This is a genomic window from Kribbella sp. NPDC005582 (assembly GCF_040605415.1).
In the GTDB taxonomy this organism is placed as follows: Bacteria; Actinomycetota; Actinomycetes; order Propionibacteriales; family Kribbellaceae; genus Kribbella.
In genome coordinates, this window is sequence record NZ_JBEXCU010000007.1 from 24955 (window position 1) to 49564 (window position 24610).

At 67.8% G+C, this 24610-nt stretch carries 24 protein-coding genes; 11 read left to right on the forward strand and 13 right to left on the reverse strand.

The window, feature by feature from the left end; translation table 11 throughout:
• Nucleotides 1-5: 5 nt before the first annotated feature.
• Both ABZS29_RS31860 and ABZS29_RS31865 read right to left on the reverse strand, forming a co-directional pair.
• On the reverse strand, nt 6-641 hold the full coding sequence (locus ABZS29_RS31860; protein ID WP_355467580.1) for a response regulator transcription factor: 636 nt from the start codon (nt 639-641) through the stop codon (nt 6-8).
• Nucleotides 638-1759 carry a DUF5931 domain-containing protein gene (locus ABZS29_RS31865; protein ID WP_355467581.1) on the reverse strand — a complete coding sequence of 374 codons (1122 nt, stop codon included), beginning with the start codon at nt 1757-1759 and terminating at the stop codon, nt 638-640. The genes ABZS29_RS31860 and ABZS29_RS31865 overlap by 4 nt, the downstream gene beginning before the upstream one ends.
• A 228-nt stretch (nt 1760-1987) precedes the next feature.
• Between ABZS29_RS31865 and ABZS29_RS31870 the strand changes: the two genes are divergently transcribed.
• Entirely contained in the window at nt 1988-4360 is a 2373-nt protein-coding gene (locus tag ABZS29_RS31870; RefSeq protein WP_355467583.1) for an immune inhibitor A domain-containing protein, read from the forward strand.
• A gap of 780 nt (nt 4361-5140) precedes the next feature.
• On the opposite strand, the gene hflX is transcribed toward ABZS29_RS31870, so the two are convergent.
• Together hflX and dapF are read right to left on the reverse strand one after the other, a co-directional pair.
• On the reverse strand, nt 5141-6631 hold the full coding sequence (gene hflX / locus ABZS29_RS31875) for a GTPase HflX (protein ID WP_355467584.1): 1491 nt from the start codon (nt 6629-6631) through the stop codon (nt 5141-5143).
• A gap of 83 nt (nt 6632-6714) precedes the next feature.
• On the reverse strand, nt 6715-7566 hold the full coding sequence (dapF, locus tag ABZS29_RS31880; protein WP_355467586.1) for a diaminopimelate epimerase: 852 nt from the start codon (nt 7564-7566) through the stop codon (nt 6715-6717).
• A gap of 25 nt (nt 7567-7591) precedes the next feature.
• Between dapF and ABZS29_RS31885 the strand changes: the two genes are divergently transcribed.
• A complete protein-coding gene (locus ABZS29_RS31885; protein WP_355467588.1) occupies nt 7592-7852 on the forward strand; it encodes a hypothetical protein in 261 nt (86 codons plus the stop codon).
• Here the strand turns inward: ABZS29_RS31885 and menC are convergent.
• The 3 genes from menC to ABZS29_RS31900 are packed head-to-tail and all read right to left on the reverse strand — an operon-like array spanning nt 7842 to nt 10294.
• Entirely contained in the window at nt 7842-8951 is a 1110-nt protein-coding gene (menC, locus tag ABZS29_RS31890) for an o-succinylbenzoate synthase (protein ID WP_355467589.1), read from the reverse strand. The two genes, ABZS29_RS31885 and menC, sit on opposite strands and share 11 nt — an antisense overlap.
• 30 nt (nt 8952-8981) lie before the next feature.
• A complete protein-coding gene (locus tag ABZS29_RS31895; protein WP_355467591.1) occupies nt 8982-9629 on the reverse strand; it encodes an SIS domain-containing protein in 648 nt (215 codons plus the stop codon).
• Nucleotides 9626-10294, reverse strand: coding sequence for a hypothetical protein (locus ABZS29_RS31900; RefSeq protein WP_355467593.1), 669 nt, complete (start codon nt 10292-10294; stop codon nt 9626-9628). Before ABZS29_RS31900 ends, ABZS29_RS31895 begins: the two co-directional genes overlap by 4 nt.
• 108 nt (nt 10295-10402) lie before the next feature.
• Here ABZS29_RS31900 and ABZS29_RS31905 point away from each other — a divergent pair, with 108 nt between their 5' ends.
• Nucleotides 10403-11524, forward strand: a complete 1122-nt coding sequence (locus ABZS29_RS31905; protein ID WP_355467595.1) for a M20/M25/M40 family metallo-hydrolase — start codon at nt 10403-10405, stop codon at nt 11522-11524.
• Here ABZS29_RS31905 and ggt read toward each other — a convergent pair whose 3' ends face one another.
• The 4 genes from ggt to miaA all read right to left on the reverse strand — a co-directional run bounded on the left by ggt (nt 11525) and on the right by miaA (nt 15685).
• Nucleotides 11525-13384, reverse strand: a complete 1860-nt coding sequence (gene ggt / locus ABZS29_RS31910) for a gamma-glutamyltransferase (RefSeq protein ID WP_355467597.1) — start codon at nt 13382-13384, stop codon at nt 11525-11527.
• Nucleotides 13385-13475: 91 nt separating this feature from the next.
• Nucleotides 13476-14156, reverse strand: coding sequence for a hypothetical protein (locus ABZS29_RS31915; RefSeq protein ID WP_355467599.1), 681 nt, complete (start codon nt 14154-14156; stop codon nt 13476-13478).
• A gap of 37 nt (nt 14157-14193) precedes the next feature.
• The gene (locus tag ABZS29_RS31920; RefSeq protein WP_355467601.1) at nt 14194-14712 is read right to left on the reverse strand and encodes a sigma-70 family RNA polymerase sigma factor; all 519 of its coding nucleotides are present in this window, start codon (nt 14710-14712) and stop codon (nt 14194-14196) included.
• On the reverse strand, nt 14699-15685 hold the full coding sequence (miaA, locus tag ABZS29_RS31925; RefSeq protein WP_355467603.1) for a tRNA (adenosine(37)-N6)-dimethylallyltransferase MiaA: 987 nt from the start codon (nt 15683-15685) through the stop codon (nt 14699-14701). The genes ABZS29_RS31920 and miaA overlap by 14 nt, the downstream gene beginning before the upstream one ends.
• 148 nt (nt 15686-15833) lie before the next feature.
• Between miaA and ABZS29_RS31930 the strand changes: the two genes are divergently transcribed.
• The 4 genes from ABZS29_RS31930 (at nt 15834) to ABZS29_RS31945 (ending at nt 18773) form a co-directional block, all read left to right on the forward strand.
• Nucleotides 15834-16025, forward strand: a complete 192-nt coding sequence (locus ABZS29_RS31930; RefSeq protein ID WP_355467605.1) for a hypothetical protein — start codon at nt 15834-15836, stop codon at nt 16023-16025.
• Nucleotides 16026-16147: 122 nt separating this feature from the next.
• Entirely contained in the window at nt 16148-16390 is a 243-nt protein-coding gene (locus ABZS29_RS31935; protein WP_355468350.1) for an antitoxin, read from the forward strand.
• A gap of 80 nt (nt 16391-16470) precedes the next feature.
• Nucleotides 16471-16920 (forward strand): NUDIX domain-containing protein, encoded by a 450-nt coding sequence (locus ABZS29_RS31940; RefSeq protein ID WP_355467607.1) that lies wholly within the window; start codon nt 16471-16473, stop codon nt 16918-16920.
• A 41-nt stretch (nt 16921-16961) separates the two neighbouring features.
• Nucleotides 16962-18773 carry a LamG-like jellyroll fold domain-containing protein gene (locus ABZS29_RS31945; RefSeq protein ID WP_355467609.1) on the forward strand — a complete coding sequence of 604 codons (1812 nt, stop codon included), beginning with the start codon at nt 16962-16964 and terminating at the stop codon, nt 18771-18773.
• 108 nt (nt 18774-18881) lie between these two features.
• Here ABZS29_RS31945 and ABZS29_RS31950 read toward each other — a convergent pair whose 3' ends face one another.
• Together ABZS29_RS31950 and miaB are read right to left on the reverse strand one after the other, a co-directional pair.
• Complete coding sequence (locus ABZS29_RS31950) at nt 18882-19586, reverse strand: phosphotransferase (RefSeq protein ID WP_355467611.1); 705 nt, start codon at nt 19584-19586, stop codon at nt 18882-18884.
• Nucleotides 19587-19618: 32 nt separating this feature from the next.
• A complete protein-coding gene (miaB, locus tag ABZS29_RS31955) occupies nt 19619-21094 on the reverse strand; it encodes a tRNA (N6-isopentenyl adenosine(37)-C2)-methylthiotransferase MiaB (protein ID WP_355467613.1) in 1476 nt (491 codons plus the stop codon).
• A gap of 189 nt (nt 21095-21283) precedes the next feature.
• Between miaB and ABZS29_RS31960 the strand changes: the two genes are divergently transcribed.
• From ABZS29_RS31960 to ABZS29_RS31975, 4 genes are all read left to right on the forward strand, one after another.
• Nucleotides 21284-22012, forward strand: a complete 729-nt coding sequence (locus ABZS29_RS31960; protein WP_355468352.1) for an amino acid ABC transporter ATP-binding protein — start codon at nt 21284-21286, stop codon at nt 22010-22012.
• A 50-nt stretch (nt 22013-22062) separates the two neighbouring features.
• A complete protein-coding gene (locus ABZS29_RS31965) occupies nt 22063-22986 on the forward strand; it encodes a glutamate ABC transporter substrate-binding protein (protein ID WP_355467614.1) in 924 nt (307 codons plus the stop codon).
• A gap of 75 nt (nt 22987-23061) precedes the next feature.
• The gene (locus ABZS29_RS31970) at nt 23062-23709 is read left to right on the forward strand and encodes an amino acid ABC transporter permease (RefSeq protein ID WP_355467616.1); all 648 of its coding nucleotides are present in this window, start codon (nt 23062-23064) and stop codon (nt 23707-23709) included.
• Nucleotides 23709-24584, forward strand: coding sequence for an amino acid ABC transporter permease (locus ABZS29_RS31975; protein WP_355467617.1), 876 nt, complete (start codon nt 23709-23711; stop codon nt 24582-24584). The genes ABZS29_RS31970 and ABZS29_RS31975 overlap by 1 nt, the downstream gene beginning before the upstream one ends.
• The last annotated feature ends 26 nt before the right edge of the window (nt 24585-24610 follow it).

Sequence of the window (24610 nt, forward strand, 5' to 3'; positions counted from 1 at the left end):
GGGGACTACTCGGGGGCGTCGATCCCGTGCTCGATCGCATAGCGCACCAGCTCGGCGCGGTTGTGCAACTGGAGCTTCCGCAGTGTGTTCTGCACGTGGTTCTCCACCGTTCGGTGTGACAGCACCAACCGGGTCGCGATCTGGCGCGCAGTTAGCCCGCGTGCGACCAACCGCAGTACTTCGGTCTCCCGCTCGGTCAGCTGCGGTACTTCGGGACCAGCTCCCAACCGCCGGTACTCCCCCAGCAGCAGTCCGGCCAGTCCGGCGCTGAAAACCGCGTCCCCTTCCGCAGTACGCCGTACTGCGTCGTCGAACTCGTCCAGCGACGCCGACTTCACCAGATAGCCCGACGCACCGTTCTTCACAGCAGCCAGTACGTCGAACTGCTCCGCGCTGGCCGACAGCACGAGCACACGAGTGTCGGGAAGCGCCGCGGTGATCTCTCGCGTCGCATCGACGCCAGAACCGTCACCCAGCTGCAGGTCCATCACCACGACATCCGGTCGCGTCGCCAGAGCGATCTTCACCGCACTCGCGACATCTTGCGCGGTCGCACACACGTCGTACCCACGGCTGCCGAGGTCGCGCGCCACACCCTCACGCCACATCGGGTGGTCGTCGACGATCATCACTCTGGTCATCTACTTACCTTCAGCTCCCACTCGGTTCCTTCGCCTGGCGCGGTGCGGACGGTGGCGGTGCCGCCCAAGTCGGTCATGCGGCCGCGGATCGACTGGCTGACCCCGAGGCGGCCGTCCACGCGGGCTTGTTCCAGCTCGGCGGGCGTCGTACCGGCACCATCGTCGCGGATAGACACCAGTACGGCGTCTTCGAGGTCCTCGACGACTATCCAGGTGCGTGCGCCGTGGCCGGCGTGCTTGTCGACGTTGCTGAGGGCCTCGCGCACCGCAGCGACCAGCTCGTCCGCGGCAGCGGCTGGGAGCAGCACCGGATCAGCCGGCACCACCACGTCGACCCTGGTAGTGGCCAACGGCATCAATTGACCGCACAGGTCGGTCTGACCGCCGTTCACAGCCACGGGCCGCGCGGACATCAAGGTGCGCAAGGCAACCTCCTGCTCGGCGGCCATTCGGGCGAGCTCCACAGCCTCGCCACCGATGGCATGACCACGGCGTTGCACCTGGGCCAGCACTTGCAGGACACCATCATGGATCGACCGGCTGAGCCGCAGTCGTTCGGCGGTCGCGCTCTCTGCGGCGATAGCTTCCCGCAGTCGGGCTCCAGCCCGGCGCATCGTCGTAGCGGCGTACCCGACGACCAGTCCGGCCACCAGCAGCAGCTGCACGTTGCTGAGCACTTTCGAGGCGCTCTCGAACCCACGGAGCGACAACAACGCCAGACTGATCGTGGCGGCTCCCAGCAGACCACCGTCACGTCCGCGGGAGATCGCGAGTGCCAGCACCGGCCCGGCGGCCCAGACCGAGGTCAGCACCGACGCACCACCTCTGATGTCGATGAGCGGCTGCGCGAGGAGCGTGGCGTACATGCAGCCTGCTGTGACCACCAGATCCGCGAAGGCGAGCCGCGTGTTCCGCCGGCCCCAGCGCCTGCTGTAGCCGATCGAGGAGATCAGCGTCCAGACACCCATGATCGCCAGCTGCAGTACGGCGCCGGACGGCCGGGCGATGCCGCCCCACCGGGTCCAAACGCCGAAACAGGCGAACCCGAAGGTGATCAGGCGGAACACGACCAGCGAACGCCACAGCGGCTGCAAGAGGTCTACCGGATCGCGCTCCACCGCCACAGTCTGTCAACAGTGCGGTCCGCCGCGACCGAGGCGTCGTACTCGGGAGGTTGAGTAATACCACTCATGGCGCAGGTTTCCCCCTGGCTTTCCCGGTTTTTTCCGCCATCTGCTTCCGAAGGCCCCAGATTTCCCCGTACTCTCGCGCAGAACACGCTCGGGGGAGCTACGAACACGCCGCGTCACCATCGCGGCCGCGTCGACGAAGTATGGAGGGGAATCGTGCGTAAGCTACCCGCTGGGCTGTTCAGCCTGGCTTTGGCGGCAACCGCCGGGATCGGATGGGCGCAGGCAGGTAATGCCGTGTCGCCGTCCACCCAGAGTTCGGGACCGATCGCCAGTGAGACCGCGCCCGCGCCGGACGAGCTGCCGAACCCGCTCGAGGAGAAGCGCCGCGAGCTGCGCCAGGAGGCACTCACCAAGGTGCTGAGCGGCAAGGCCAAGCCGGAGGTCCGCAACGGCAGCACCGTCGTGAAGGTCGGCTCCAAGGCGGTCGGCTCGAAGGGCGTCAAGGCGACCAAGACCGCCAAGGTCGACCAGTACGTCGAGCTGGCCCGCGAGAAGAGCGACAAGATCTTCGTCGTCCTCGCCGAGTTCGGCAACGAGCGGCACCCGAACTACCCCGACCAGGACACGTCGCCGAACTTCGCCGGCCCGTCGACCTTCGAGGGCCCGCTGCGGAACGCGATTCCGGAGCCGGACCGGTCGGTGGACAACAGCACCGTCTGGCAGGCCGACTACAGCCAGAAGCACTTCCAGGACCTGTACTTCGGCACCGGCAACTCGGTCAAGAAGTACTACGAGAAGCAGTCGTCCGGCCGCTACACGGTCGACGGCATGGTCACCGACTGGGTGAAGGTCCGCTACAACGAGGCCCGCTACGGCCGGTCGAACGGCTACCCGTGCGCCGCGAACAACTGCAACAACGTCTGGGCGCTGGTGGCGGACGCGGTCAACCAGTGGGTCGTCGACCAGAAGGCCAAGGGCCGCACGAGCGCCCAGATCAAGGCCGACCTGGCGTCGTACGACAAGTGGGACCGCTACGACTTCGACGGCGACGGCAACTTCAACGAGCCGGACGGCTACATCGACCACTTCCAGATCGTGCACGCCGGCGGCGACCAGGCCGACGGTGACCCGCAGCAGGGTGAGGACGCCGTCTGGTCGCACCGCTGGTCGGTCCAGTACGCCGGTGGTCCGGCGAACAACCCGAAGGGTGGCGCCCAGATCGGCGACACCGGCGTGTGGGTCTCCGACTACACCATCCAGCCGGAGAACGGCGGGATCAGCGTCTTCGCGCACGAGTACGGCCACGATCTCGGTCTGCCGGACCACTACGACACCTCTGGCGCACCCGTCGAGAACGGCGTGAACTGGTGGACGATCATGGCGCAGAGCCGGGTCAGCAAGGCCACTGACGGTGGTCTGGGCGAGCAGGCCGCCGACATGGGCGCCTGGGACAAGCTGCAGCTGGGCTGGCTGGACTACGAGATCGTGGCGGCCGGTCAGAACCGGACCCTCGAGCTCGGTCCGCACGAGTACAACTCGCCCAAGGCCCAGGGCCTGGTCGTGACGCTGCCGAAGAAGTCGGTGACGCACGAACTGGTTGCCCCGGCGGCCGGAACGAAGTCCTGGTGGAGCGGTCAGGGCAACAACTTCACCCACACGATGAACCGCCAGGTGGCACTGCCGGCCGGCGCGGCGGCGAGCCTCACGTTCCAGGCCAACTGGGACATCGAGGACTGCGGTCCCGACCCGTGTGACTACGCCTTCGTCGAGGTGAACGACGGCACCGGCTACAAGCCGATCGCCGGCAACATCACCAAGGCGGCCGAGGGCAACGGTATCGACGGCACCAGCACCGGCTGGGTCCCGGCCACCTTCGACCTGTCGGCGTACGCCGGCAAGACGATCGGCCTGCAGTTCCGCTACACCACCGACCCGGCGGCCGGCGGCAAGGGCTTCTTCGCCGACGAGGTCAAGGTGACATCGGGCGCGACCACGGTGGTCGGCTCCGGCGCGGAGACCTCGCCCGACGGCTGGACGCTCAACGGCTTCAGCGCGATCGGCGCGTCGTACACGACCGCGCACGACAACTACTACCTGGCCTCGCACATCAACTACGTGAGCCAGGACCAGTACCTGAAGACCGGCCCGTACAACTTCGGCTTCGCGAACACGGCGCCGGACAAGGTCGAGCACTTCCCGTACCAGGACGGTCTGCTGATCTGGTACTGGGACACCTCGCAGGGCGACAACAACACCAACGAGCACCCCGGTGAGGGCCGGGTGCTGCCGATCGACAGCCACCCGGTGCCGATCAACCGCCTCGACGGCCAGCTCTGGCGGCCGCGCGTCGGCGGCTACGACGCTCCGTTCGGTCTGGAGAAGGCCGACTCCGTCACGCTGCACGTGAACGGCCAGGCCAGCTACATCCGCGGCCAGGACGGCGTCCGGACGTTCAACGACTCCAAGCCGTACTGGTTCGCCGAGCAGCCGACCGCCGGCGTCAAGGTGCCGAACAACGGCGTCAACATCAAGGTCGTCTCGCGCACCGGCACGACCATCAAGGTCGAGGTCTCCAAGCGCAAGTAGTCACCTGACCTGAAGAAACATCAACGTGGTCGTCGCAACACCTCGAGAGGAGGAGTTGCGGCGGCCACGTCGTTTGTGGAGGCGAGCCCTCGGATGAGACCTGTCCAACTGGTCGAGCTCCGCCCCCGATCAAGCCGCCAAGGAATGACTCCTTGGCCTACGTTCTCGTTCTTCCGGTGCGGCGGACAAACGAAAGCCGCCCACCTTCAACGGCGGGCGGCTTCACGCGGTTGCTCGAAGCTGGAGGAGTAGCAGTGTGCCGTATACGTTCAAGCCGATCGCCCACACGGATTCGAGCATTGCTCCGGTGAACCTCTTTGCAGCCGCCATGGGCGACTCCTTCCCGCCTTGCGGCAACTCTTTTCCGGACTTGTCGTTTCGCAGGTACTGGATAGCGACGGGTACGGGGAGTAGTGCGCAGACGATCACGGCCAGGGCGTAGGTCGGATTCGAACCGACATCCGCCACTCCAAGTCTTGATGGTCCTAGGATAATCGCCCTGCCGACTTGATTGAGCATGGCCTCGTGCGAGCCATTCTGCTCTCGTCCGTTGTCCTCATCGCCAGGGACGGACCTGGTGGCGTTTGAGGCGGCCTGCGTTGGACGCGGCCCGTTCTCACGCGCGCGGTAGCGCGCAGGTGGCCGGCGGTCGCCCGGCGGCTTGGCTGGGGGTGGGCGGGGCGTTGGCGTAGCACGCGACGAAGGAGTGGGCGTAGCGGGCGCGGGGGAAAGAACAACCCCCGAGGATCTGATCCTCGGGGGTTGTTCCGTTCTGGTCTGTCAGGCGACTGCGTACGGCGTGAGCTCGTCCGCCAAGGCGGGGTGGACCCGGGCCGTGACGCGGGTGCCGTCACCAGTGTGTTCGAGCTGCTCGACGGAGCCTTCGGAGTGGATCCGGGAGACCAGGTCTCCGCGGTCGTAGGGCAGCAGCAGGTCGAGCGAGATGTGCGGCTGCGGAAGAGCACCCTCGAGGAGCTCGCGCAGCTTGTCGATGCCTTCGCCGGTGCGCGCGGAGACAACGATGGCGCGCGGTTCACGGGCCAGGATCGGCGCCAGCGCCATCGGGTCGGCCGCATCGGCCTTGTTGATCACGATGATCTCGGGCACGTCGAGCGCGTTGATCTCGCCCAGCACCTCACGGACCGCCTGGATCTGCGACAGCGGATCCGGGTGCGAGCCGTCGACCACGTGCAGCAGCAGGTCCGCGTCCGCGACCTCCTCCAGCGTCGAGCGGAACGCCTCGACGATGTCGTGCGGCAGGTGCCGGACGAAACCGACGGTGTCGGTCAAGGTGTAGACGCGGCCGTCGGCCGTCGTGGTCCGGCGGGTGGTCGGGTCCAGGGTCGCGAACAGCGCGTCCTCGACCAGTACGCCGGCACCGGTGATCCGGTTGAGCAGCGAGGACTTGCCCGCGTTGGTGTAGCCCGCGATCGCGACCGACGGGACCAGGTTGCGGCGACGCTCCTGGCGCATGGTCGAGCGCGTGCTCTTCATGTCCTTGAGCATCCGGCGCAGCTTGGAGATCTTGGTGTTGATCCGGCGCCGGTCGGTCTCGATCTTGGTCTCACCAGGACCACGGCCACCGATACCGCCACCGGCCGCACCGACGCGGCCACCGGCCTGGCGGGACAGGTTTCCACCCCAACCACGCAGGCGCTGCTTCATGTACTGCAGCTGGGCCAGCTCGACCTGGGCCTTGCCTTCCTTGCTCTTCGCGTGCTGCGCGAAGATGTCCAGGATCAGCGCGGTCCGGTCGACCACCTTGACCTTGAGCCGGTCCTCCAGGTTACGCAGCTGCGCAGGGGCCAGCTCGCCGTCGGCGATCACGGTGTCAGCGCCCGAGGAGGCGACCAGGTCGCGCAGGTCGGCGACCTTGCCGGAACCGATGAAGGTCGCCGGGTCCGGCTTCTTGCGGCGCTGGATGACTCCGTCCAGCACCTCCGAACCGGCGGTCTCGGCGAGCAGCTTCAGCTCGGCCAGCGAGTTCTCCGCGTCCTCGGCGCTGCCTTCGGTCCAGACGCCGACCAGCAGCACCCGCTCGAGCAGCAGCTTGCGGTACTCGACCTCGCTGATGTCGGTCAGCTCGGTCGACATCCCGACCACGCGGCGGAGCGCCTGGCGCTCCTCGAGCTCCAAGCCCTCGGTGCTGCCTTCGCGGTCGGTCTCGTCGTAGTCGTCGTGACCCGTCAACGAAGCGCCGGAGTCATCGCCCTGCAGGAGGTCGGTTTCGACGTCGGAGGTCTCTTCGTAAAAGTTCGATTGGGTCGTCATATACCTTCCATGGTGGCACGGGGCACCAGTACAGGCGACCCGATTAACCACGTCAACGCCTCAGCGACGGCCTGAATTCCCGTTCAGCTCCCGCTCAGCCAGGCGCGGTCGAAGTCGCCGCGGGCGTGCAGGACGGCCGGACCGGTCAGTTCCAGGTGGTTGTCCTCGCGCCACGTGACCGTGACTTCACCGCCTGGTACGCCGACGCGGTACGTGACGGGAAGCTGCTGGCCGGCCGCTCGAGCCGCTGCCACGGTCACTGCGCAGGTCCCCGTCCCGCAGGAGCGCGTCTCCCCCGCACCGCGCTCGTGCACGCGCATGTCGACGTCGTACGGACCACGCCGTACGACGAACTCCAGGTTGACGCCGTGCGGAAACGCCTCGGTTGGGGACCAGCTCGGCTGGTCGCACAGGTTGCCGGGCTCGGTCAGGTCATCAATGAACGCAACCGCATGCGGATTGCCCATGTCGACGTGCAGGGCGGGCCACTGGTGACCGTTGGCGGTGACAACGATTCCGGCGGATCCGGGCAGGGTGGGTTCGCCCATGTCGACGGTGAGCGTGCCGTCGTCGTTCTGGACGACCTCTTTGACACCTGCGCGCGTGCCGACGCGCACTGGCTTGTCGTCGATCAGTCCGGCCTCTGCGAGGTAGCGAACGAAGACGCGGACGCCGTTGCCGCACATCTCGGCGATGGAGCCGTCGGCGTTGCGGTAGTCCATGAACCAGTCGCCGCCGTCCTCGACGTACTGCTGGCTGCTGCCGGCGATAACGCGCAGTACGCCGTCCGCACCGAGGCCGGCGTGGCGGTCGCAGAGGAACTGCACCAGCGCCGCGTCCAGCTCCCCGTGGACGGTGCCGTCGGGGTCGGGCAGGATCACGAAGTCGTTCTCCGTGCCATGGCCCTTCAGCCAAGGGAACGTGGTGCTACTCATGGCATAGATCGTACGGTGTGGGGTTATGGAGCTGATCGCCTACTTCTGGGAGCAGGAGGACGCCGAGTCGGTGGCTGCGCGGCTGGACGGCGTCGTACGGCGTGGGCGGTTCCACGGCGAGGACGACGACGAGGACCACCCGTGGGTCGTCGTACTGCGTGATGTGGAGCGGGACGCGGTGGACGCAGTCCTGGCCGAGTACGACGGGTGGCTGGAGACTGCGGACTCGGAGCCGGCTGTAGCGCCCCCTCCGTTGCCTACTGGGCCCAAGCGGTTCAAGAAGTGAGCTCGACGGTGGCCACTGCGTTCTGCGCGATGAAGTCCCGGTCGACCTCGTGGCCCAAACCTGTTGCGGTAGGCACCTGTACGACGCCCTGCGTGGCGACGACAGGCGGAGTGATGACGTCCTGGGCGTAGTACTTGGCGGAGGCCGAGACGTCGGACGGGAGTGAGAAGCCGGGCAGGCTGGAGAGCGCTACATTCGCCGCTCTCCCGATGCCGAACTCGTGCATGCCGCCGCACCAGACCGGGATGCCGGCCTGCTGTGCGCGGTCGTGGGCGGCGCGAGCCGCGGTGAGGCCGCCCATCCGGGAGACCTTGATGTTGAGAACGCGGAGAGCGCCGAGAGAGAGCGCTGTCTCGAGATCTTCGAGTGTCTCGATGCTCTCGTCCAAGCAGATCGGGGTGTTGAGCTCTCGCTGCAGACGGGCGTGCGCCATCAGGTTTCGCGGGGCGAACGGCTGCTCGATCATGGTCAGGCCGAAGTCGTCCAGCATCTTGAGCTCGTGCGACTGTTCCTCGGTGTAGATGCCGTTGGCATCGACATGGAGATCGAGGTCCGGATGGGCGGAGCGGACCGCGCGGACGGGCTCGACGTCCCAGCCTGGCGCGATCTTGAGCTTCACCCGCGGATAGCCGGCGGCGAGATGCCGTTCGACCTCGGCCAGCAGGTCGTCGATCGTCGGCTCGATGCCGAGCGAGACACCGGCCACGACCTCGCTGCGGGTACCGCCGAGGGCGGCGGCCAGGGGCACTTCGTTAACGGTTGCCCAGAGCACCCATCCGGCTGTGTCCACGCCGGACTTGGCGAACTGGTTGCCGCGGACCTTCGACCACAGCTGCGGGAGCTGCTCGGGGCGCTCCCATTCCCTGCCGAGAATCGCGGGCACGAGATAGCGCTCTGCCAGGTGCCAACAAGTTTCCACAGTCTCAGGGGCGTAGTACGGGTCGGACGGGGACGCGATCTCGCCCCAGCCGACCGCACCCGAGGCATCGGTCAGCTCGACCAGGATGTGGTCGAGCCGGCTCTTGCCGTGCGAGCTGGTCCGGAACTCGTGCACCAGCGGCAACCGGACCCGGTGCAGCTTGGCGGCGACGATCTTCATGCCATTCCTCTCAACTGATCTGCCGGTCTCTCAGGTGATGTAGAGACCCAGCTCGGTGTTCAGGCGATCGCGCTCCCCGAGCCGGCGGCGCGCACCCTTCGCGCTGGCGGTGGTGAGGGTCGCGAGCACGTGCAGGACGGAGGCGATCACGGTCGGCGAATCGACGTACGACGCGCTGCCGGTGGCGACGAAGATGCTCTGGTCGGCGAGCTGCGCGAGCGGCGCGTCCTCGAAGTCGGTGACGACGACGAGCTCACCGCCGGCGGCCTTGAACGAACGCGCGATCTCGACCGTGTCGCGGCGATACCGGCGGAACGAGAACGCAACCATCAGGTCGGTCGTGCGGACATCGGCCAGTACGTCGACCGCGCGCACGACCGTGCCGTCGACCAGCGTCACCTGCGACAGGCCGGCGCTCAGGTCGAAGGCCAGCAGCGACGCGTACGAGAACGACTTCGCCGAACCGACCACGAACCGGCGCCGGGCCGCGACGATCCGGGCTGCTGCTTGGGCGATCGCGTCGTCGGCGAGGATCTTGTCGAGCGCTTCCTCGATCGAGGCTCGCTCCTGTTCGATCACGCGTCGCTGCAGCATGGTCGACGACCGCCGCTGGAGGCGAGCGTCGTACCGGTCCTGGGGGCTGGTGAGCTCGCGGTTCCGCTGCTCGTCGCCGGTCATGCCGAGGATCCAAACAGGTACGACCAGGTCTTGTCGTCGTCGCGATGGATCCCGGTGGCGACCAGGCCCATGGCGAGCAGCTCGGTGAACTCCTCGCGGACCCGACCAACGACCCGATTCGTGACGGCTGCCCGGTCGGAGGGTACGGGGACCTCCGCAACCGGAGCGCGATCGACCGAGGGCTCTTGGGTGAGGTTCCATTCGACGACCAGGCGGTCGGTGCCGGGACCGTAGAGCTCGGGGGTGTACCAGCGGCCGCGGGCGCCGAGGACGTTCAGGTTGAAGTGGGCGTTGCGGACCTGGAAGGGGTCATAGGTCCAGCGCATGTGCTTCATGCCGGCGGCCAGAGCGACATCGCGCTGGGCATATTTGAGCAACCGGCCCAGGCCGCGGCCCTGCAGGTCGGCCGCCACCACGGCGGATTGCGAGTAGTGGTAGAGCGCGCTCTGCGATGTTCCCGGGAAGCCGTAGGCGAAGGCGACCAAGCGATCGGATGTGTCCAGGACTCCGACCACGGATCCGCCATTGTGTGCCAGCGCCGCGAGCAGGCGGGGATTCAGGCCGTGGTCGGGCTCTTGGTAGCCGAACACGGCGCGGTACAGCGCCGCGGCCTCGGCGTACTGCGCCGGGGTCTGCAGCGAGACTGCCCGAAAGTCATCGGCCACGGCATGCTCCTCTCGAAGATACGGAACGGATCATGTCCGCCCTCCCAGTAAAATTCCTTGATAACGAGGGCGTCAAGCGCTGATCGGATGATGATACGTTCTCTATCCATGACCCTTTCGCTGATGATCGAACGGCTCCGCAGTTATGTCGAGGACGAGACGCCGACCGGCGATGCCGCCGCGCTGAACGCGTTCGCGGACCGCCTCGTCCAGCGGTACGCCGAGCTGGGCGGCACCGCTCGCCGGGTCGCCGCTGCCTCCGGCGACCACGTGGTCGCGGACTTTCCCGGCCGGGGAGCGCTGTCCGATGCAGCTCCGGTGCTGTTTCTCGGGCATCACGACACCGTGTGGCCGGCCGGACAGCTGGCCGGCGCGATGCCGTGGCGGGTCGAGGACGGCGTGATCCACGGGCCCGGGGTGTTCGACATGAAGGGTGGGCTGGTGATCCTGGAGAGCGCTCTCGCCGCGCTCTACGGCGAGCAGGGATCCGGAACGGATCATCGGCCGGTGCGGGTGGTGGTCGTCGCGGACGAGGAGGTCGGGTCGCCGTCGGCGCGCGAGCTCGTCACGAGGGAGTCGGCGGGGGTGGTGGCGGCGTTCGGGTTGGAGCCGCCGCATCCGAACGGGGATCTGAAGACGTCGCGCTGGGGCAGTACGCGGATCCGGATCGAGGTGACCGGACGCGAGGCGCACGCGGCGCTCGACCCGGAGAGCGGCCTCTCGGCGATCGATGAACTGGTCGATCAGCTGATCGCAGTGCGTGCCGTGGTCGCGCGGCACGAGCAGGTGTTGTGCAACGTGGGCACGATCGAGGGCGGTGGGCGGACGAACGTCGTGGCCGGTACGGCGTGGGCCGACATCGGGTTCCGGTTCGTCGACCCGGAGACGGAGAGCGCCGTACTGGAAGCGGTCGCGGCACTGCCCGCAGTACGGGCGGGTGCTGGTGTCGACGTGCGAGTGATGTCCAACCGCCCGGCCTGGCAGCCCTCCCCCGCCACGGACGAGCTGCTGTCGAAGGTGAGAGCGGCTGGTGAGTCGATCGGTCAGCAAGTGGGAGGCGCGGCCGCATCAGGTGCCGCAGACACCAACCTGACCGGCTGGCTGGGTATCCCCACGCTGGACGGCCTCGGCCCGATCGGCCAAGGCGCTCACGCAGTCCACGAACAAGCAATCGCGGCGACCCTGACGGAACGAGCCGCCCTGGTCACCGCGATCATTCGTACCGTCTAGCTAGCGGCTGCTGGGCCAGAGTTGGTGGACGGTGCCTGCCGAACCGCCGCCGCGGCGGGTGGGTTCGGCGGCGGCCAGGTAGCCGCCGTTGGGCAGGAATTCGAGCGCAGCTACCGCACCGATCTCGGCGGCGGAAGTGAAGGCGTCACCGCTCGGGACGAGGGTGTGGCCATAGGGCTTGAGGGCGGCGCCGTAGGCCTCGATGAACGGGGGCTCGGCGGTGACGGACGCCGTGTTGCGCTGTGAGGCGCGCGGCGCGGCTACTGCTTCGGGCAGAGTCATGCCGCGGTCGAGACGGTTGGTCAGGGTCTGCAGAACCGTGGTGATGATGGTCGATCCGCCGGGCGAGCCGAGCGCGAGGAACGGCTTGCCATGCCGGAGCACGATGGTCGGCGACATCGAGGAGCGCGGGCGCTTGCCGGGCTGGATCCGGTTCGGGTCGGCGGCGTCGTAAACGGCGGAGAAGTCGGTGAGCTCGTTGTTCAGCAGGAAGCCACGGCCGGGCACCGTGATGCCGCTGCCGCCGGTCTGCTCGATGGTCAGCGTGTACGAGACCACGTTGCCCCACTTGTCCGCGGCGACGAGGTGCGTGGTCGACAGGCCCTCGGTGTCCGGGCCCTCCTTGGTCGCGGTGGTGCCGCCGCAGCCGCCGTACTGGCCGTCCGGTACGCCGGGCTTGAGCGGCTTCACCGCGGCCTTGGCCGGGTCGATCAGGCAAGAGCGCTCAGCGCCGAAGCCGCGCGACAACAGCTCCTTGGTCGGTACGTCGACGTACGCCGGATCGCCGACGTACGCACCGCGGTCGGCGAAGGCGAGAGCCGACGCCTCGAGGTAGCTGTGCAGCGCCTGCGGGGTCGACTGCTTGCTGAGGTGCAGCGGCGCGAGGATGTTCAGCGCCTCCCCCACCGTCGTGCCGCCGGACGAGGACGGTGCCATGCCGTAGACGTCCAGGCCGTCGTACTGGACCTTGGTGGGTGCGCGGTCGATCACCTTGTACTTCGCGAGGTCGGCGGTGGTCAGGTAGCCGGGCATCACCGGCAGCGTCGTACCGGGTGTCTTCGGCGGGTTCTTCACGGCCGCTTCGATCTCACTGGCCAGCGGGCCGCTGTAGAACGCCGGCAGGCCCTTCGCTCCGAGCAGGCGGTACGTGTCGGCCAGCTCAGGGTTCTTGAACAGCGTCCCGACCTGGGGAGCGTCACCACCAGGCAGGAACAGCTTGGCCGTCGGCACCAGTGCGGCGAACCGCGTCTTGTTGTCCAGCGTCTGACTGCGGAACGTCGAGTCCACGACGAACCCGTGGTCAGCCAGGTCAGCAGCCGGCTTCAGCGCCTTGCCGAGCGACAGCGAACCCCACTGCCGCAGTGCGCGGTCCCAGGTCGCCAGCGTGCCCGGAATACCGACGGACACCCCGGACGTGACCAGCTCCGGTGTGAACCGGTACGGCTGCCCGGTCGCCGGGTCGATGAACGCATTGGTGGGCATGGTGGCCGGTGCGGTCTCGCGGCCGTCGATCGTCAGCACCTTGCGCTGCTTGGCGTTGTAGTAGACGAAATAGCCGCCACCACCCACACCGGCCGAGTACGGCTCGGTGACACCGAGTGCGGCGGCAGTCGCCACTGCTGCGTCGACCGCGTTGCCGCCACGCCGCAGTACGTCGAGACCGATCTTCGTGGCGTCCGCGTCGACGGATGCGACAGCGCCGCCGTACCCGATGGCTGTGGGGTACTTGGTGCGGGCCTGCGCATCGCCATGGGCCGCCTGCGGCATCGGCACTTGCGGTGGACTCGCGGCGGCACCACTCAGACCGAATCCGGACAGGACGAGCGCACTCGCGGACAGGGACGCGATCAGCTTCTTCACCGGGTCTCCAGGAGCTCAGGCGGCAGGGATCTCCTCCCTCCCTATCCCGAACTCGCCCCGGACGCCAGTCGAACGGCAGATCCGGCCCAGATCAGTTGATCGTGCAGGACCCCAGGAAACGGCGCAGCGTCTCGTCGGTCCACTCCGGGCTCCCGGCCGGAGTCTCGACCAGCAGCCACTGGTCGGCCAGCTTCACCTGACCGGTCAGACGGCCGGAGTAGGTGCCGACGTGGAACGTCTTGCCGGCCGCGTCACTCACTCGGACGCCGTCCAGCGTCAGTGCGGACTCGCGGCGCTCGAGCACGACCTTCGCGGCGACCTCCGCGGTCCGCATCTCCGGCTGCGCCAGTACGACGCGGTTCGCGGCGATCGGCTTCTCGGGGGCCCAGCCCACCGGCGCCAGGGTGCACCCGATCGTGTTCCAGGTCTGCTTGTTCGCCGCTAGCTCGACGCCACTGGAGAACAGCGACATGGTGCCCTCACCGGCCGTCGCGCTCGGCGTGGTCGATCCGGACGCGATCGTCGGCTTGGTCTCTCCACCGGCCGCGACCGGCGGAGTGTCGGTGCTGCCCCACCACTTCACCTGGTTGCCGACCGCGAACACCGCGGCCGACGCCGCGGCAACGCACAGCACGCCGCCGACCCGGCGACGCCGTTTGACCCGACGCAGTGCCCGCCGCCCCCGCGCGATGTCCGCGTCGATGTCCGCCGGCGGCAGCCCTTCGGCGGCCTCGTCGGCGAACCCCTCCAGCAACTTCTTGACCTCGTCCACTGCTCCGTCCCTCTCCCGGCCTGGTTCGGCCGGGATGTCAGCCACTCCCCGTTGCCTGATCCGGCTGTTCGTCGGTCATCAGGTGCTTCAACCGCTTCAGAGCCTTGGCGGTCTGGCTCTTCACTGTCCCCTCCGTGCACTCCAGGATCCGCGCGCAGGTCGCGACGTCGAGATCCTGGAAGTACCGCAGTACCAGGACCGCGCGCTGGCGGGGCGCGAGCTCCAGCAGTGCCCGGCGGACGGCGATCGTGTCCACCGGATCCGTCTCGTCACTCAGCCGCGGCTCGAGCGTCTCCGCCGTCACCACCTCCGGGTGGCGGCCGGCCCGGCGACGCTCGTCCAGGAACGCGTTCACCAGAATGCGGTGCGCGTACGGCCCGGCGCCCTCGTGCCGGATCCGGTGCCAGTGCACGTAGACCCGGGTACAGGCGGTCTGGACCAGATCCTCCGCGGTGTAGGCGTCCCCCGCGGTCAGCAACAGCGCCGTTCTCATCAGTCGGGTGCGATCCGCGAGCAGGTACTCACGGAACTCCGCCTCACGGTCACCCCCTCGCATCGACCGGCCCCAAGGGTTCGGGGCCTGTTTCTACCCCGACTACGCCACCGGACCCGATTCGGTTGCCTGCAGCCAGCACATCGAGGGCCTTGTCCAGCAAGGCGGAATCGTCGTACTTCAGCCAGGTGATCCGGGGATCCTTGCGGAACCACGAATCCTGCCGCCGGGCGAACCGGCGGGTCGACTGCGCGGTCCGCTCCCGGGCCTCGGTCTCGTCGATCTCGCCGTTCAGCAAGGCGATCACCTGGGAGTAGCCGAGGGCGCGGTTCGCAGTGCGGCCGTCGAGCAGACCGTGACCGAGCAGTTCCCGCACCTCGTCGACGAAACCCGATTCGAACATCCGGTCCACCCGTCGACCGATCCGCTCGTCGAGCTCGGGTCGCGGCACGTCCAGACCGATCTGTACGGCGCCCGGGTAAACGTAGCGATGCTCCGGCAGGGTCGCGCTGTACGGCGCTCCGGTGATCTCGACGACCTCCAGGGCGCGGACGATCCGGCGGCCGTTGCTGGGCAGGATCTGCGCCGCGGCCGCGGGGTCGGCGGCGAGTAGCCGCTGATGCATGGCCCCCGAGCCGACGTCTTCGAGCTCGGCCTCCAACCGCTCCCGTACGGCGGCGTCCGTACCGGGGAAGGTGAAGTCGTCGAGGATCGCGCGGACGTAGAGCGCCGACCCTCCGGCCAGGACCGGAATCACCTGCCGGCGGGTGCAGTCGTCGATCGCCGCCCGGGCCAACTGCTGGAACTCGGCCACGGTCGCGGTCTCGGTCACGTCGAGGATGTCGAGCAGATGATGCGGTACGCCGCTCCGCTCGGCGGCCGTGATCTTCGCCGTACCGATGTCCATGCCGCGGTAGACCTGCATGGCGTCCGCGTTCACCACTTCGCCGCCGAGGCGTTTGCACAAGGCAACGGACAGGTCGGACTTGCCGGCCGCTGTCGGGCCGACGACTGCGACGACGAGTGGTTCGGCCATCGCTCCAGTGTGACAGTTTTCGGCAGCGGCCCGCTGCACCGGGCCGTCAAGTCTGTCCCAAGAGGCTCGGGGGCACCTTGTGGATGACCCCGGATCGCGGGTAGACACGACCCCGTTCGCAACACCGGATTACGGGAGGAAAGTAGCTGTGACGAATCCGTTCGAGGGAGAGTCCGACGCGGCCAAGGACGCGCTGGACCTGGGTGAGGACAAGGTGGAGGCTGCCAAGCGCAGCGGGGGTGACATCGAGCTGAAGCCCGGCGGCGACAAGTCCGGCGGCGACATCGAGTCCGGTGGCGACATCGAGTCGGGCGGCGACATCGAGTCCGGTGCGTCGTAACAACCGCTGAATTCCTGCCCGACAGTTCGCGCCGGTCCTAGGTGATCGACGCCGGTTGATGCAATCATCTAGCCGCTAGCTGTCAGTAAGCAGTTCACTACGCAGGAATGGGAGCCCCTGAGATGGGCATCTTCGACAAGTTCAAGGACAAGGCCGAGGACCTGAAGGACAAGGCCGGCGACCTCGTCGATCAGCACGGCGACAAGGTCGGCGCGGGTCTGGACAAGGCCGGTGACTTCGTCGACGAGAAGACCGGCGGCAAGTACGGCGACAAGATCGACCAGGGTGTCGACAAGGCCAAGGACGGCCTCGATGGCCTCGACGGCCAGAACGACGACATCCCGGACGCGAACAAGCCTGCCTGAACCCCGGCACCCGAAGGGCCGCGAGCACCGCTCGCGGCCCTTCGGCGTTTTCCGGGGGTGGCGATGGCTAGGGTCGGGGGATGGATCGGTTTCGGGTGGTGCCGGCGGCTTATGTGGTGTTGCGGCGGGGGGACGAGGTGCTGATGATGCTGCGCGCCAATACCGGTTATATGGATGGGTATTGGGCGGTGCCGGCGGGGCATGTGGAGCGTGGGGAGTCGGTCCTCGAGGCGGCGGCGCGGGAGGTTCGGGAAGAGGTCGGGGTGGAGATCGATCCGGCGGATCTGGTGCCGGTGACGGCGATGCATCGGACCGGTGGGAACGGGGATCCGATCGACGAGCGGGTGGACTTCTTCTTCACGGCGTCGCGGTGGACGGGCGAGCCGCGGTTGATGGAGCCGGAGAAGGCGGACCGGCTGGAGTGGGTCCGGCTGGACAAGTTGCCGGAGCCGACGGTGCCGCACGAGGCGCGGGTGCTGGCGGCGCTGGACGACGGGCTTCCCGCGGTGATCGTTCAGGGTTTCAGCTGAGTTCATTGTTGTGTTGGTTCGTGAGCTCTAATGTTCGCGGCATGGATCAGCAGGACGGAACGAGCAGGCGGCGGCTACTGCAGGCGGGAGCGCTCGGTGCGGGCGCTGTGCTCTCAGGCGGGGTGCTGGACGGTGGAGCGGCGAGCGCGTCGACATCCTCGTACGGCGGGCGGGTCGATACCGAACACCCGCGGTTCACGCTGGCCGTCGTACCGGACACGCAGTATCAGTTCGATCAGGATCGTGGGGATCCGGCACCGCTGACCGCGACGTTCGAGTATCTGGTTGAGCAGCGGGCAGCCGAGAACGTGGTGTTCGTGGCGCACCTCGGTGATGTCGTGGAGAACGCGCTGGCGTCCGAGTTCGCGCAGGCCGATCCGGTGTTCAAGGTGCTCGACCGGGCCCGCATGCCGTACTCCGTGCTCGCCGGCAACCACGACATCGACGCGTCGAAGGACGACAGTCGCGGCGATTCGCCGTACCTGCGGACGTTCGGGCCGCAGCGGTTCCGCCGGATGACGACGTACGGCGGGTCGACGGCGAACGGGTACAACTCGTACCACGTGTTCCGGGCGGCCGGGCGGCAATGGTTGCTGCTGGCAATGGACTGGCGGCCGTCGGACGCGAGCTTCGCGTGGGCGCGGGCGGTGATCGCGGCGCATCCGAAGCTGCCGGTGATCCTGACCACGCACGAGCTGGTGAACGCCGACCACGGCAACCCGGTCGCGTACTTCACCGATCACGGCAACCGGGTCTGGGACCAGCTGGTGAAGGACAACGACCAGATCTTCCTCACGCTGAACGGTCACTTCTGGCCGTCCGGCCGGGTCGTGCGGCAGAACGCGGCCGGGCACGATGTCCATCTGCATCTGACCAACTACCAGGACCGGTACTATGGCGGCTCCGGGATGGTTCGGCTGTACCACTTCGACTTGGCGCGGAACACGATCGACGTCGAGACGATCTCACCGTGGATCCTCGGCCAGGATCCGGCTCGGCGGAACGAGCTGGCCGAAGGCGAGATTGAGCTCACCGACGACATCAATCGCTTCAGCGTTCCGATCGACTTCGAGAAGCGGTTCGCGGGATTCGCGCCGGTGGCGGTGCGGCCGGCACGACCGGCGAAGCAGTTGGTGATTCCGGGGACGGCGGCGTACTGGCGGTTCGACGGGCCGGTGAGCGGGCAGGTCGTCGACCACTCGGGACAAGGCAACCATCTGACTCGCGTGCAGCTCGCAGGGGACGCACCGAGCGCATCGGGTGAGTTCCACCCGGAGCAGCCGGGGCATGCGAGCTGGGTGTTCCCGGGTGGGAAGAATCCGGCGCGTGGCGGCTACTTGAAGACGGCGGACGACGCGCCGCTGAACAAGCTGACCTTCCGCGGCGGCTACACGATCGAGGCGTTCGTGAAGCTGGCCGATGACGGACAGGATCATTCGTGGGAAGGTCTGATCGCTCGGCTCGGCACGGGGCGGGACGCGGGCAAGACAGGTGACGACCCGGACGAGCCTGTGGTCAAGCTCGGGTTCTCCGGCGGGCTGCAGGTGCAGTGGGCGGTGTACCCGCTGGACCGGAACACGACGTTCACCAACTGGGGACATGAGCAGGTCGCCGGGCAGTGGTTCCACCTCGCGATCGTCAACGACGGCCGGCACAGCACCGTGTACGTCGACTCGTCGGAACTGCTGCGTAATCCGGCAACGCCGTCCAACGGGCTGGCCACGGCCGGAAAGCCGTGGCTGGTCGGCGCCGGGCACTACGCGAACGAGATCGACCAGGGGTTCGCGGGGAACATCGGCGAGGTGCGGATCGTCAGTCGCGCGCTGAAGCCGTCCCAGTTCCTGAATGCCTAGGCGGACACCAGACACTCACCAACCTTCGCAGGACAGGCTTCGCCACGCTCAGCCGAGCATGGCGGACAGGCTCGGGACGAGGTTGGTGAGTGGCACAGGTCCGCTTGCTCAGAGCAGGCCGCGGATCAACGCCGCTTGCGCCGGCAGCAAGTCCTTCTCGGCGGGTGTCAGCGTGATGTTGTTGCTGCGGGCATCTAAGGCCGCGGCGAGACCGGGGGTCGGGTCGATCGAGTTGGCCAGGTAGGCGGCGAGGGCCTCGCGGAGGAGCGGTGACAGATCGGCCCAGGCGGGATCGAGGGCGACCTGGGCGAAGATCACCGCGGTCATCGCGATATCGAACTCGGCGGTGCCTTCTTCGGCGTTGCGCCAGTCGATGACGATCGGGCCGTCCGGGGTGGCGATCACGTTGTACGGGTGCAGGTCGCCGTGGACGACAACGCGCCCCGGCGTACCGCTCGGTGCGGGGATCGCATGCAGGCTGCGGTGCAGCTCCGCATGCAGTACGCCGAGCTCCGTCGCGGTCAGCTCCCCCGCGACAGCCGCGTCCGCGAGCGTCGGCCCGGTCAGCCGCTCGATCACCATGTCCGCGCCGTCGATCTCCCGTACGGCGGGCACCGGGTAGCCGTACTTCGCCACGTGCCGCATGAAATCGGCCTCGTCCCGCACCGGGTACCCGTTGCGGTAGCGCCGCACCACCCACTGATCGTCCAACGCATAAACATCCGCGTCACGCCCCGCCGCGAACGGCTCAAGCCCCGGGGGAACCAGCCCACCGGAGCTCTGCACGGATGCGGCCGCCACGGTCGACTTCACGTCCGCCGCTCCGTCCCTCCCGACGGGTGGGTTCATGCGACGGAGCAACCGCCGATGACGGGTTCCATGGGCTTGGCGCCGAGGGTGGGCATGCCGAGCATGACGCCGGGTGCCGTGGCAGGCGGGGCGTCCTGGAGGCGCTCCCAGGCGTCGCCGGCCCGGGTGCGGCGGATGGAGCCGAAGGTGTCCGCGACCAGGTGATGCGGAGCGGCGTAGGTGACCTCGACCGTGGCGATGTCGCCGGGGCGCGGAGCCTCGACGCCTTCCGGCAACGCGAAGTGGACTAGGCGGTTGTCGCGAGCGCGACCGCTCAACCGGTGGGTGGCCGCGTCCTTGCGACCTTCGCCTTCGGCGACGAGGACCTCGAGGGAGCGGCCGACGGTCAGCTTGTTCTCGGCCCAGGCCATGTCGTCCTGCAGCGCGACCAGGCGCTCGTAGCGCTCCTGGACGACCGCGCGCGGGATCTGGTCCTCCATCGACTCCGCCGGAGTGCCGGGGCGCTTGGAGTACTGGAAAGTGAAGGCGCCGGCGAAGCGGGCCTGGCGGACGACGTCGAGCGTGCCTTCGAAGTCTTCCTCGGTCTCACCCGGGAAGCCGACGATGATGTCGGTGGTGATCGCCGCATCCGGCATCGCCGCCCGCACGTCCTCGATGATCTTCAGGTAGCGGTCCCGCCGGTACGAACGCCGCATCGCTTTGAGCACGCGGTCCGAACCGGACTGCAGCGGCATGTGCAGCGAGGGCATCACGTTCGGCGTCTCGGCCATCGCCTCGATCACGTCGGCGGTGAAGTCGCGCGGGTGCGGCGACGTGAACCGGACCCGCTCCAGCCCGTCGATCTCCCCGCAGGCCCGGAGCAGCTTCGAGAACGCGTACCGGTCGCCGAACTCCACGCCGTACGAGTTGACGTTCTGACCGAGCAGGGTCACCTCGAGGACGCCTTCGGCGACCAGCGCCTCGACCTCGGCGAGCACGTCGCCCGGGCGGCGGTCCTTCTCGCGGCCACGCAGCGCCGGGACGATGCAGAAGGTGCAGGTGTTGTTGCAGCCGACACTGACCGAGACCCAGGCCGAGTACGCCGACTCGCGCCGCGTCGGCAGCGTGGACGGGAAGACGTCGAGCGACTCGAGGATCTCGACCTGGGACTCCTCGGCGATCCGGGCGCGCTCCAGCAGCACCGGCAGTGAGCCGATGTTGTGGGTCCCGAAGACCACGTCCACCCAGGGCGCCTTCTTGGTGATCGACGCCTTGTCCTTCTGCGCCAGGCAGCCGCCGACGGCGATCTGCATCCCCGGCCGCTTCGCCTTCACCGGCGCCAGGTGCCCGAGGTTGCCGTACAGCTTGTTGTCGGCGTTCTCGCGCACCGCGCACGTGTTGAAGACCACGACATCGGCCTGGTCGCCCTCGGGGGCGCGCACGTAGCCCGCGTCCTCCATCAGGCCGCGCAGCCGCTCGGAGTCGTGGACATTCATCTGGCACCCGTAGGTGCGGACCTCGTAAGTACGCATAACAGCCACCAAGAGTACGTCGAAGACTCCGTAGACCGCACAGCGGCGCTCAGCGTGATGAGGGGGTCACCCTACGCGTCGGTTCATTGCAGATCGTTACCACCACGGAACCGCTTGGCGATGCGACCGCCCCCCGGCCTCCAGTAGGTTCTGGCCATGAGCGATTCCGGCACCTTGACGCAAACGGGTCTGGTGGCCCTCAGCGGCGTCAACAAACATTTCGGCGAACTGCACGTCCTGAAGGACATCAACCTGTCCATCGCCAAGGGCGAGGTCGTCGTGGTGATCGGCCCGTCCGGGTCCGGCAAGTCGACGCTCTGCCGCGCGATCAACCGGCTCGAGACGATCGACTCGGGCACCATCGAGCTGGACGGCCAGCCGCTGCCGAGCGAGGGCAAGGCCCTGGCCACGCTGCGCGCCGACGTCGGCATGGTGTTCCAGTCGTTCAACCTGTTCGCGCACAAGACGATCCTGCAGAACGTCACGCTCGGTCCGCTGAAGGTCCGCAAGGCGGACCCGAAGAAGGCCGAGCAACGGGCCATGGAACTGCTGGAGCGAGTGGGAGTGGCCAGCCAGGCGTCGAAGTACCCGGCGCAGCTGTCCGGCGGCCAGCAGCAGCGGGTCGCGATCGCCCGCGCGCTGGCGATGGACCCCAAGGTGATCCTCTTCGACGAGCCCACCTCGGCGCTCGACCCGGAGATGATCCAGGAGGTCCTGGAGGTGATGATCGACCTCGCCAAGCAGCAGATGACGATGGTCGTGGTCACCCACGAGATGGGGTTCGCGCGCAGTGCCGCGAACCGGGTGGTCTTCATGGCCGACGGCGAGATCGTCGAGCAGGCCGACCCGGAGACCTTCTTCACCAACCCGACCTCGCGGCGCGCCCAGGACTTCCTGGGCAAGATCCTCAAACACTGACCTCCGCCCGCGGCCGTACCAGCAAACACACATCTAAGGGGAACCTGAACATGAGAATGCGTCACCTCGTCGCCGGTCTCGGTGTCGCGGCGCTCGCGCTGACCGCGACCGCCTGCGGTAAGGACGAGCCCGGAGCAGCCGGCGGCGGCGACAAGGCCGCCTCCGACTCCTGTGGCAGCCTGCACAAGTTCGAGACCGCGTCCGGCGTGGACGTGGCCGGCAGCCCGGCCTTCACCAAGATCAAGAGCCGCGGCCACCTGATCGTCGGCGTCAAGGCCGACCAGCCGAACCTCGGCTACAAGGACGCCGACGGCAAGCGCTGCGGCTTCGACATCGAGGTCGCCCGGATGGTCTCGGCCGGTCTCGGTCTGGACCCGGACAAGATCGAGTACAAGGAGATCCCGTCCGCGAACCGCGAGACGGCGATCGGCGGCGGCGAGATCGACTACTACGTCGGCACCTACTCGATCACCGACAAGCGCAAGGCGCTGGTCTCCTTCGCCGGCCCGTACTTCGTCGCCGGTCAGGACCTGCTGGTGAACAAGGACGACACGTCGATGGACGCCGGCAAGACCGGCCTCAAGGGCAAGAAGGTCTGCTCCGCGAGCGGCTCGACCCCGATCCAGCGGGTCAAGGACGAGCAGCTCACCGAGGCCAGCAACATCTCGGAGTTCAAGACCTACTCCGAGTGCGTCTCGCAGCTGCTCGACAAGAAGGTCGACGCCGTCACCACCGACGACGCGATCCTCAAGGGCTACGCCGCCACCGCTCCGGACCAGCTCCGGGTCGTCGGCAAGCCGTTCAGCACCGAGAAGTACGGCATCGGCCTGCCGAAGGACGACAAGGCGCTGCGCGACCAGGTGAACACCATCCTGGAGAAGTCGGCGACCGACGGCACCTGGAAGGCGATCTACGACGAGACGCTGGGCAAGTCCGGTTCGCCGGGCACCCCGCCCGCGCTCGAGAAGTACTGATCAACTCCCCGGCCGCGGCGTCCTCACCGGCGCCGCGGCCGGGTTCTGTAGAGCCTTAGTACGAGGAAGGTCGCGATGCTCTCGGTTCTCACCGACAACTGGGATCTGTTCCGGGACGGATTCTGGCTGACGATCAGGTTGTTCCTGGTCTCCGCCGTACTCAGCATGGTGCTCGGCACCATCCTGGGCGCGTTCCGGGTCTCCCCGGTCCCGGCGCTGCGCGCCGTCGGCACCGGCTACGTGAACACTTTTCGGAACACTCCGCTGACACTGGTCTTCGCCTTCCTGTTCTTCGGCGCGGCCAAGATGGACCTGGCGCTGCCGTCGCCGTACTGGACCGCCATCGGCGCGCTGACGATCTACACCTCGGCGTTCGTCTGCGAGGTGGTCCGCTCCGGCATCAACACCATCTCCCCCGGTCAGTCCGAGGCGGCCCGCGCCGTCGGTATGACGTTCTTCCAGGTGCTGACGCTGATCGTGCTGCCGCAGGCGTTCCGGGCCATCGTCCCGCCGCTGTCCAGCGTGTTCATCGCCCTGCTGAAGAACACCACGATCGCGGCCGGCTTCTCGGTGGTCGAGGCCGGCTCGATTCCGTCGGCCATGTCCGAGCGCGGTGAGAACCAGCTGCTCACGCTGGTCTGGATCGCGATCGGCTTCCTGATTCTGATCGTCCCGCTGATGTTCCTGCAGCGGTGGGCCGAACGACGGACGGCGGTGGCCTGATGAGCTCGGTTCTGTACGAGGTCCCCGGCCCCAAGGGCCGGACCCGCAACAGGGTCTCCAACATCGTCGTGGTGCTCGCGCTGGTCGGCGTGGCCGCCTGGCTGATCCATCGGCTGTACACCCACGGTCAGTTCGAGGGCCGGCTGTGGCGGCAGTTCCAGTACTCGTCGATCCAGGAGCAGCTGCTCACCGGCCTGCTCAACACGCTGCGGGCCGCCGGACTGGCCGCCGTACTCGCGCTGCTGTTCGGTGCGGTCTTCGCCGCGGCGCGGATCAGTGACCACAAGTGGGTCCGGGTGCCGGCGACGTACGTCGTCGAGCTGTTCCGGGCGATCCCGCTGCTGATCCTGATGTTCTTCTTCTACTACGCGAACATCCAGTTCCACTGGGGACTGGGCCCGTTCTGGGCGGTCGTGTTCGGGCTGACGCTGTACAACGGCTCGGTGCTCGCGGAGATCTTCCGGGCCGGCATCGCCGCCGTACCGAAGGGTCAGCGCGAGGCGGCGTACGCGATCGGCCTGCGCAAGAACCAGGTGGTCCGGCTCGTCCTGCTGCCGCAGGCGATCAGCGCGATGCTGCCGGCGATCGTGTCCCAGATGGTCGTCCTGCTGAAGGACACCGCACTCGGCTTCATCATCACCTACGCCGAGCTGCTGTACGTCGCCAAGCAGATGGGTGGCCGGTTGCAGTACGGCTTCCCGTACATCCCGACGTACATCGTGACGGCGATCATCTACATCGGCCTGTGCTCGCTGCTGTCGGTGCTGGCCCGCTACCTCGAGGGCCGCTCGCGGCGCCGCCGCAAGATCACCGGTGGCCCTGCTCCCATCACCAAGGCCCCGGACCTCGCCGACATCAACCGCGGCGGTATCTGAACTGCCGAAGGCCCCCGCTCAGTTGC

What these genes read in the sequence shown, in the direction of transcription:
- miaB (WP_355467613.1), bottom strand. Translation starts at nt 21,094, where the DNA reads ATGCGTACTTACGAGGTCCGCACCTACGGGTGCCAGATGAATGTCCAC.
- ABZS29_RS31945 (WP_355467609.1), top strand. Translation starts at nt 16,962, where the DNA reads ATGGATCAGCAGGACGGAACGAGCAGGCGGCGGCTACTGCAGGCGGGA.
- miaA (WP_355467603.1), bottom strand. Translation starts at nt 15,685, where the DNA reads ATGGCCGAACCACTCGTCGTCGCAGTCGTCGGCCCGACAGCGGCCGGC.
- ABZS29_RS31970 (WP_355467616.1), top strand. Translation starts at nt 23,062, where the DNA reads ATGCTCTCGGTTCTCACCGACAACTGGGATCTGTTCCGGGACGGATTC.
- ABZS29_RS31860 (WP_355467580.1), bottom strand. Translation starts at nt 641, where the DNA reads ATGACCAGAGTGATGATCGTCGACGACCACCCGATGTGGCGTGAGGGT.
- ABZS29_RS31965 (WP_355467614.1), top strand. Translation starts at nt 22,063, where the DNA reads ATGAGAATGCGTCACCTCGTCGCCGGTCTCGGTGTCGCGGCGCTCGCG.
- ABZS29_RS31920 (WP_355467601.1), bottom strand. Translation starts at nt 14,712, where the DNA reads ATGCGAGGGGGTGACCGTGAGGCGGAGTTCCGTGAGTACCTGCTCGCG.
- ABZS29_RS31975 (WP_355467617.1), top strand. Translation starts at nt 23,709, where the DNA reads ATGAGCTCGGTTCTGTACGAGGTCCCCGGCCCCAAGGGCCGGACCCGC.
- ABZS29_RS31905 (WP_355467595.1), top strand. Translation starts at nt 10,403, where the DNA reads ATGACCCTTTCGCTGATGATCGAACGGCTCCGCAGTTATGTCGAGGAC.
- ABZS29_RS31935 (WP_355468350.1), top strand. Translation starts at nt 16,148, where the DNA reads ATGGGCATCTTCGACAAGTTCAAGGACAAGGCCGAGGACCTGAAGGAC.
- ABZS29_RS31885 (WP_355467588.1), top strand. Translation starts at nt 7,592, where the DNA reads ATGGAGCTGATCGCCTACTTCTGGGAGCAGGAGGACGCCGAGTCGGTG.
- ABZS29_RS31895 (WP_355467591.1), bottom strand. Translation starts at nt 9,629, where the DNA reads ATGACCGGCGACGAGCAGCGGAACCGCGAGCTCACCAGCCCCCAGGAC.
- ABZS29_RS31940 (WP_355467607.1), top strand. Translation starts at nt 16,471, where the DNA reads ATGGATCGGTTTCGGGTGGTGCCGGCGGCTTATGTGGTGTTGCGGCGG.
- menC (WP_355467589.1), bottom strand. Translation starts at nt 8,951, where the DNA reads ATGAAGATCGTCGCCGCCAAGCTGCACCGGGTCCGGTTGCCGCTGGTG.
- hflX (WP_355467584.1), bottom strand. Translation starts at nt 6,631, where the DNA reads ATGACGACCCAATCGAACTTTTACGAAGAGACCTCCGACGTCGAAACC.
- dapF (WP_355467586.1), bottom strand. Translation starts at nt 7,566, where the DNA reads ATGAGTAGCACCACGTTCCCTTGGCTGAAGGGCCATGGCACGGAGAAC.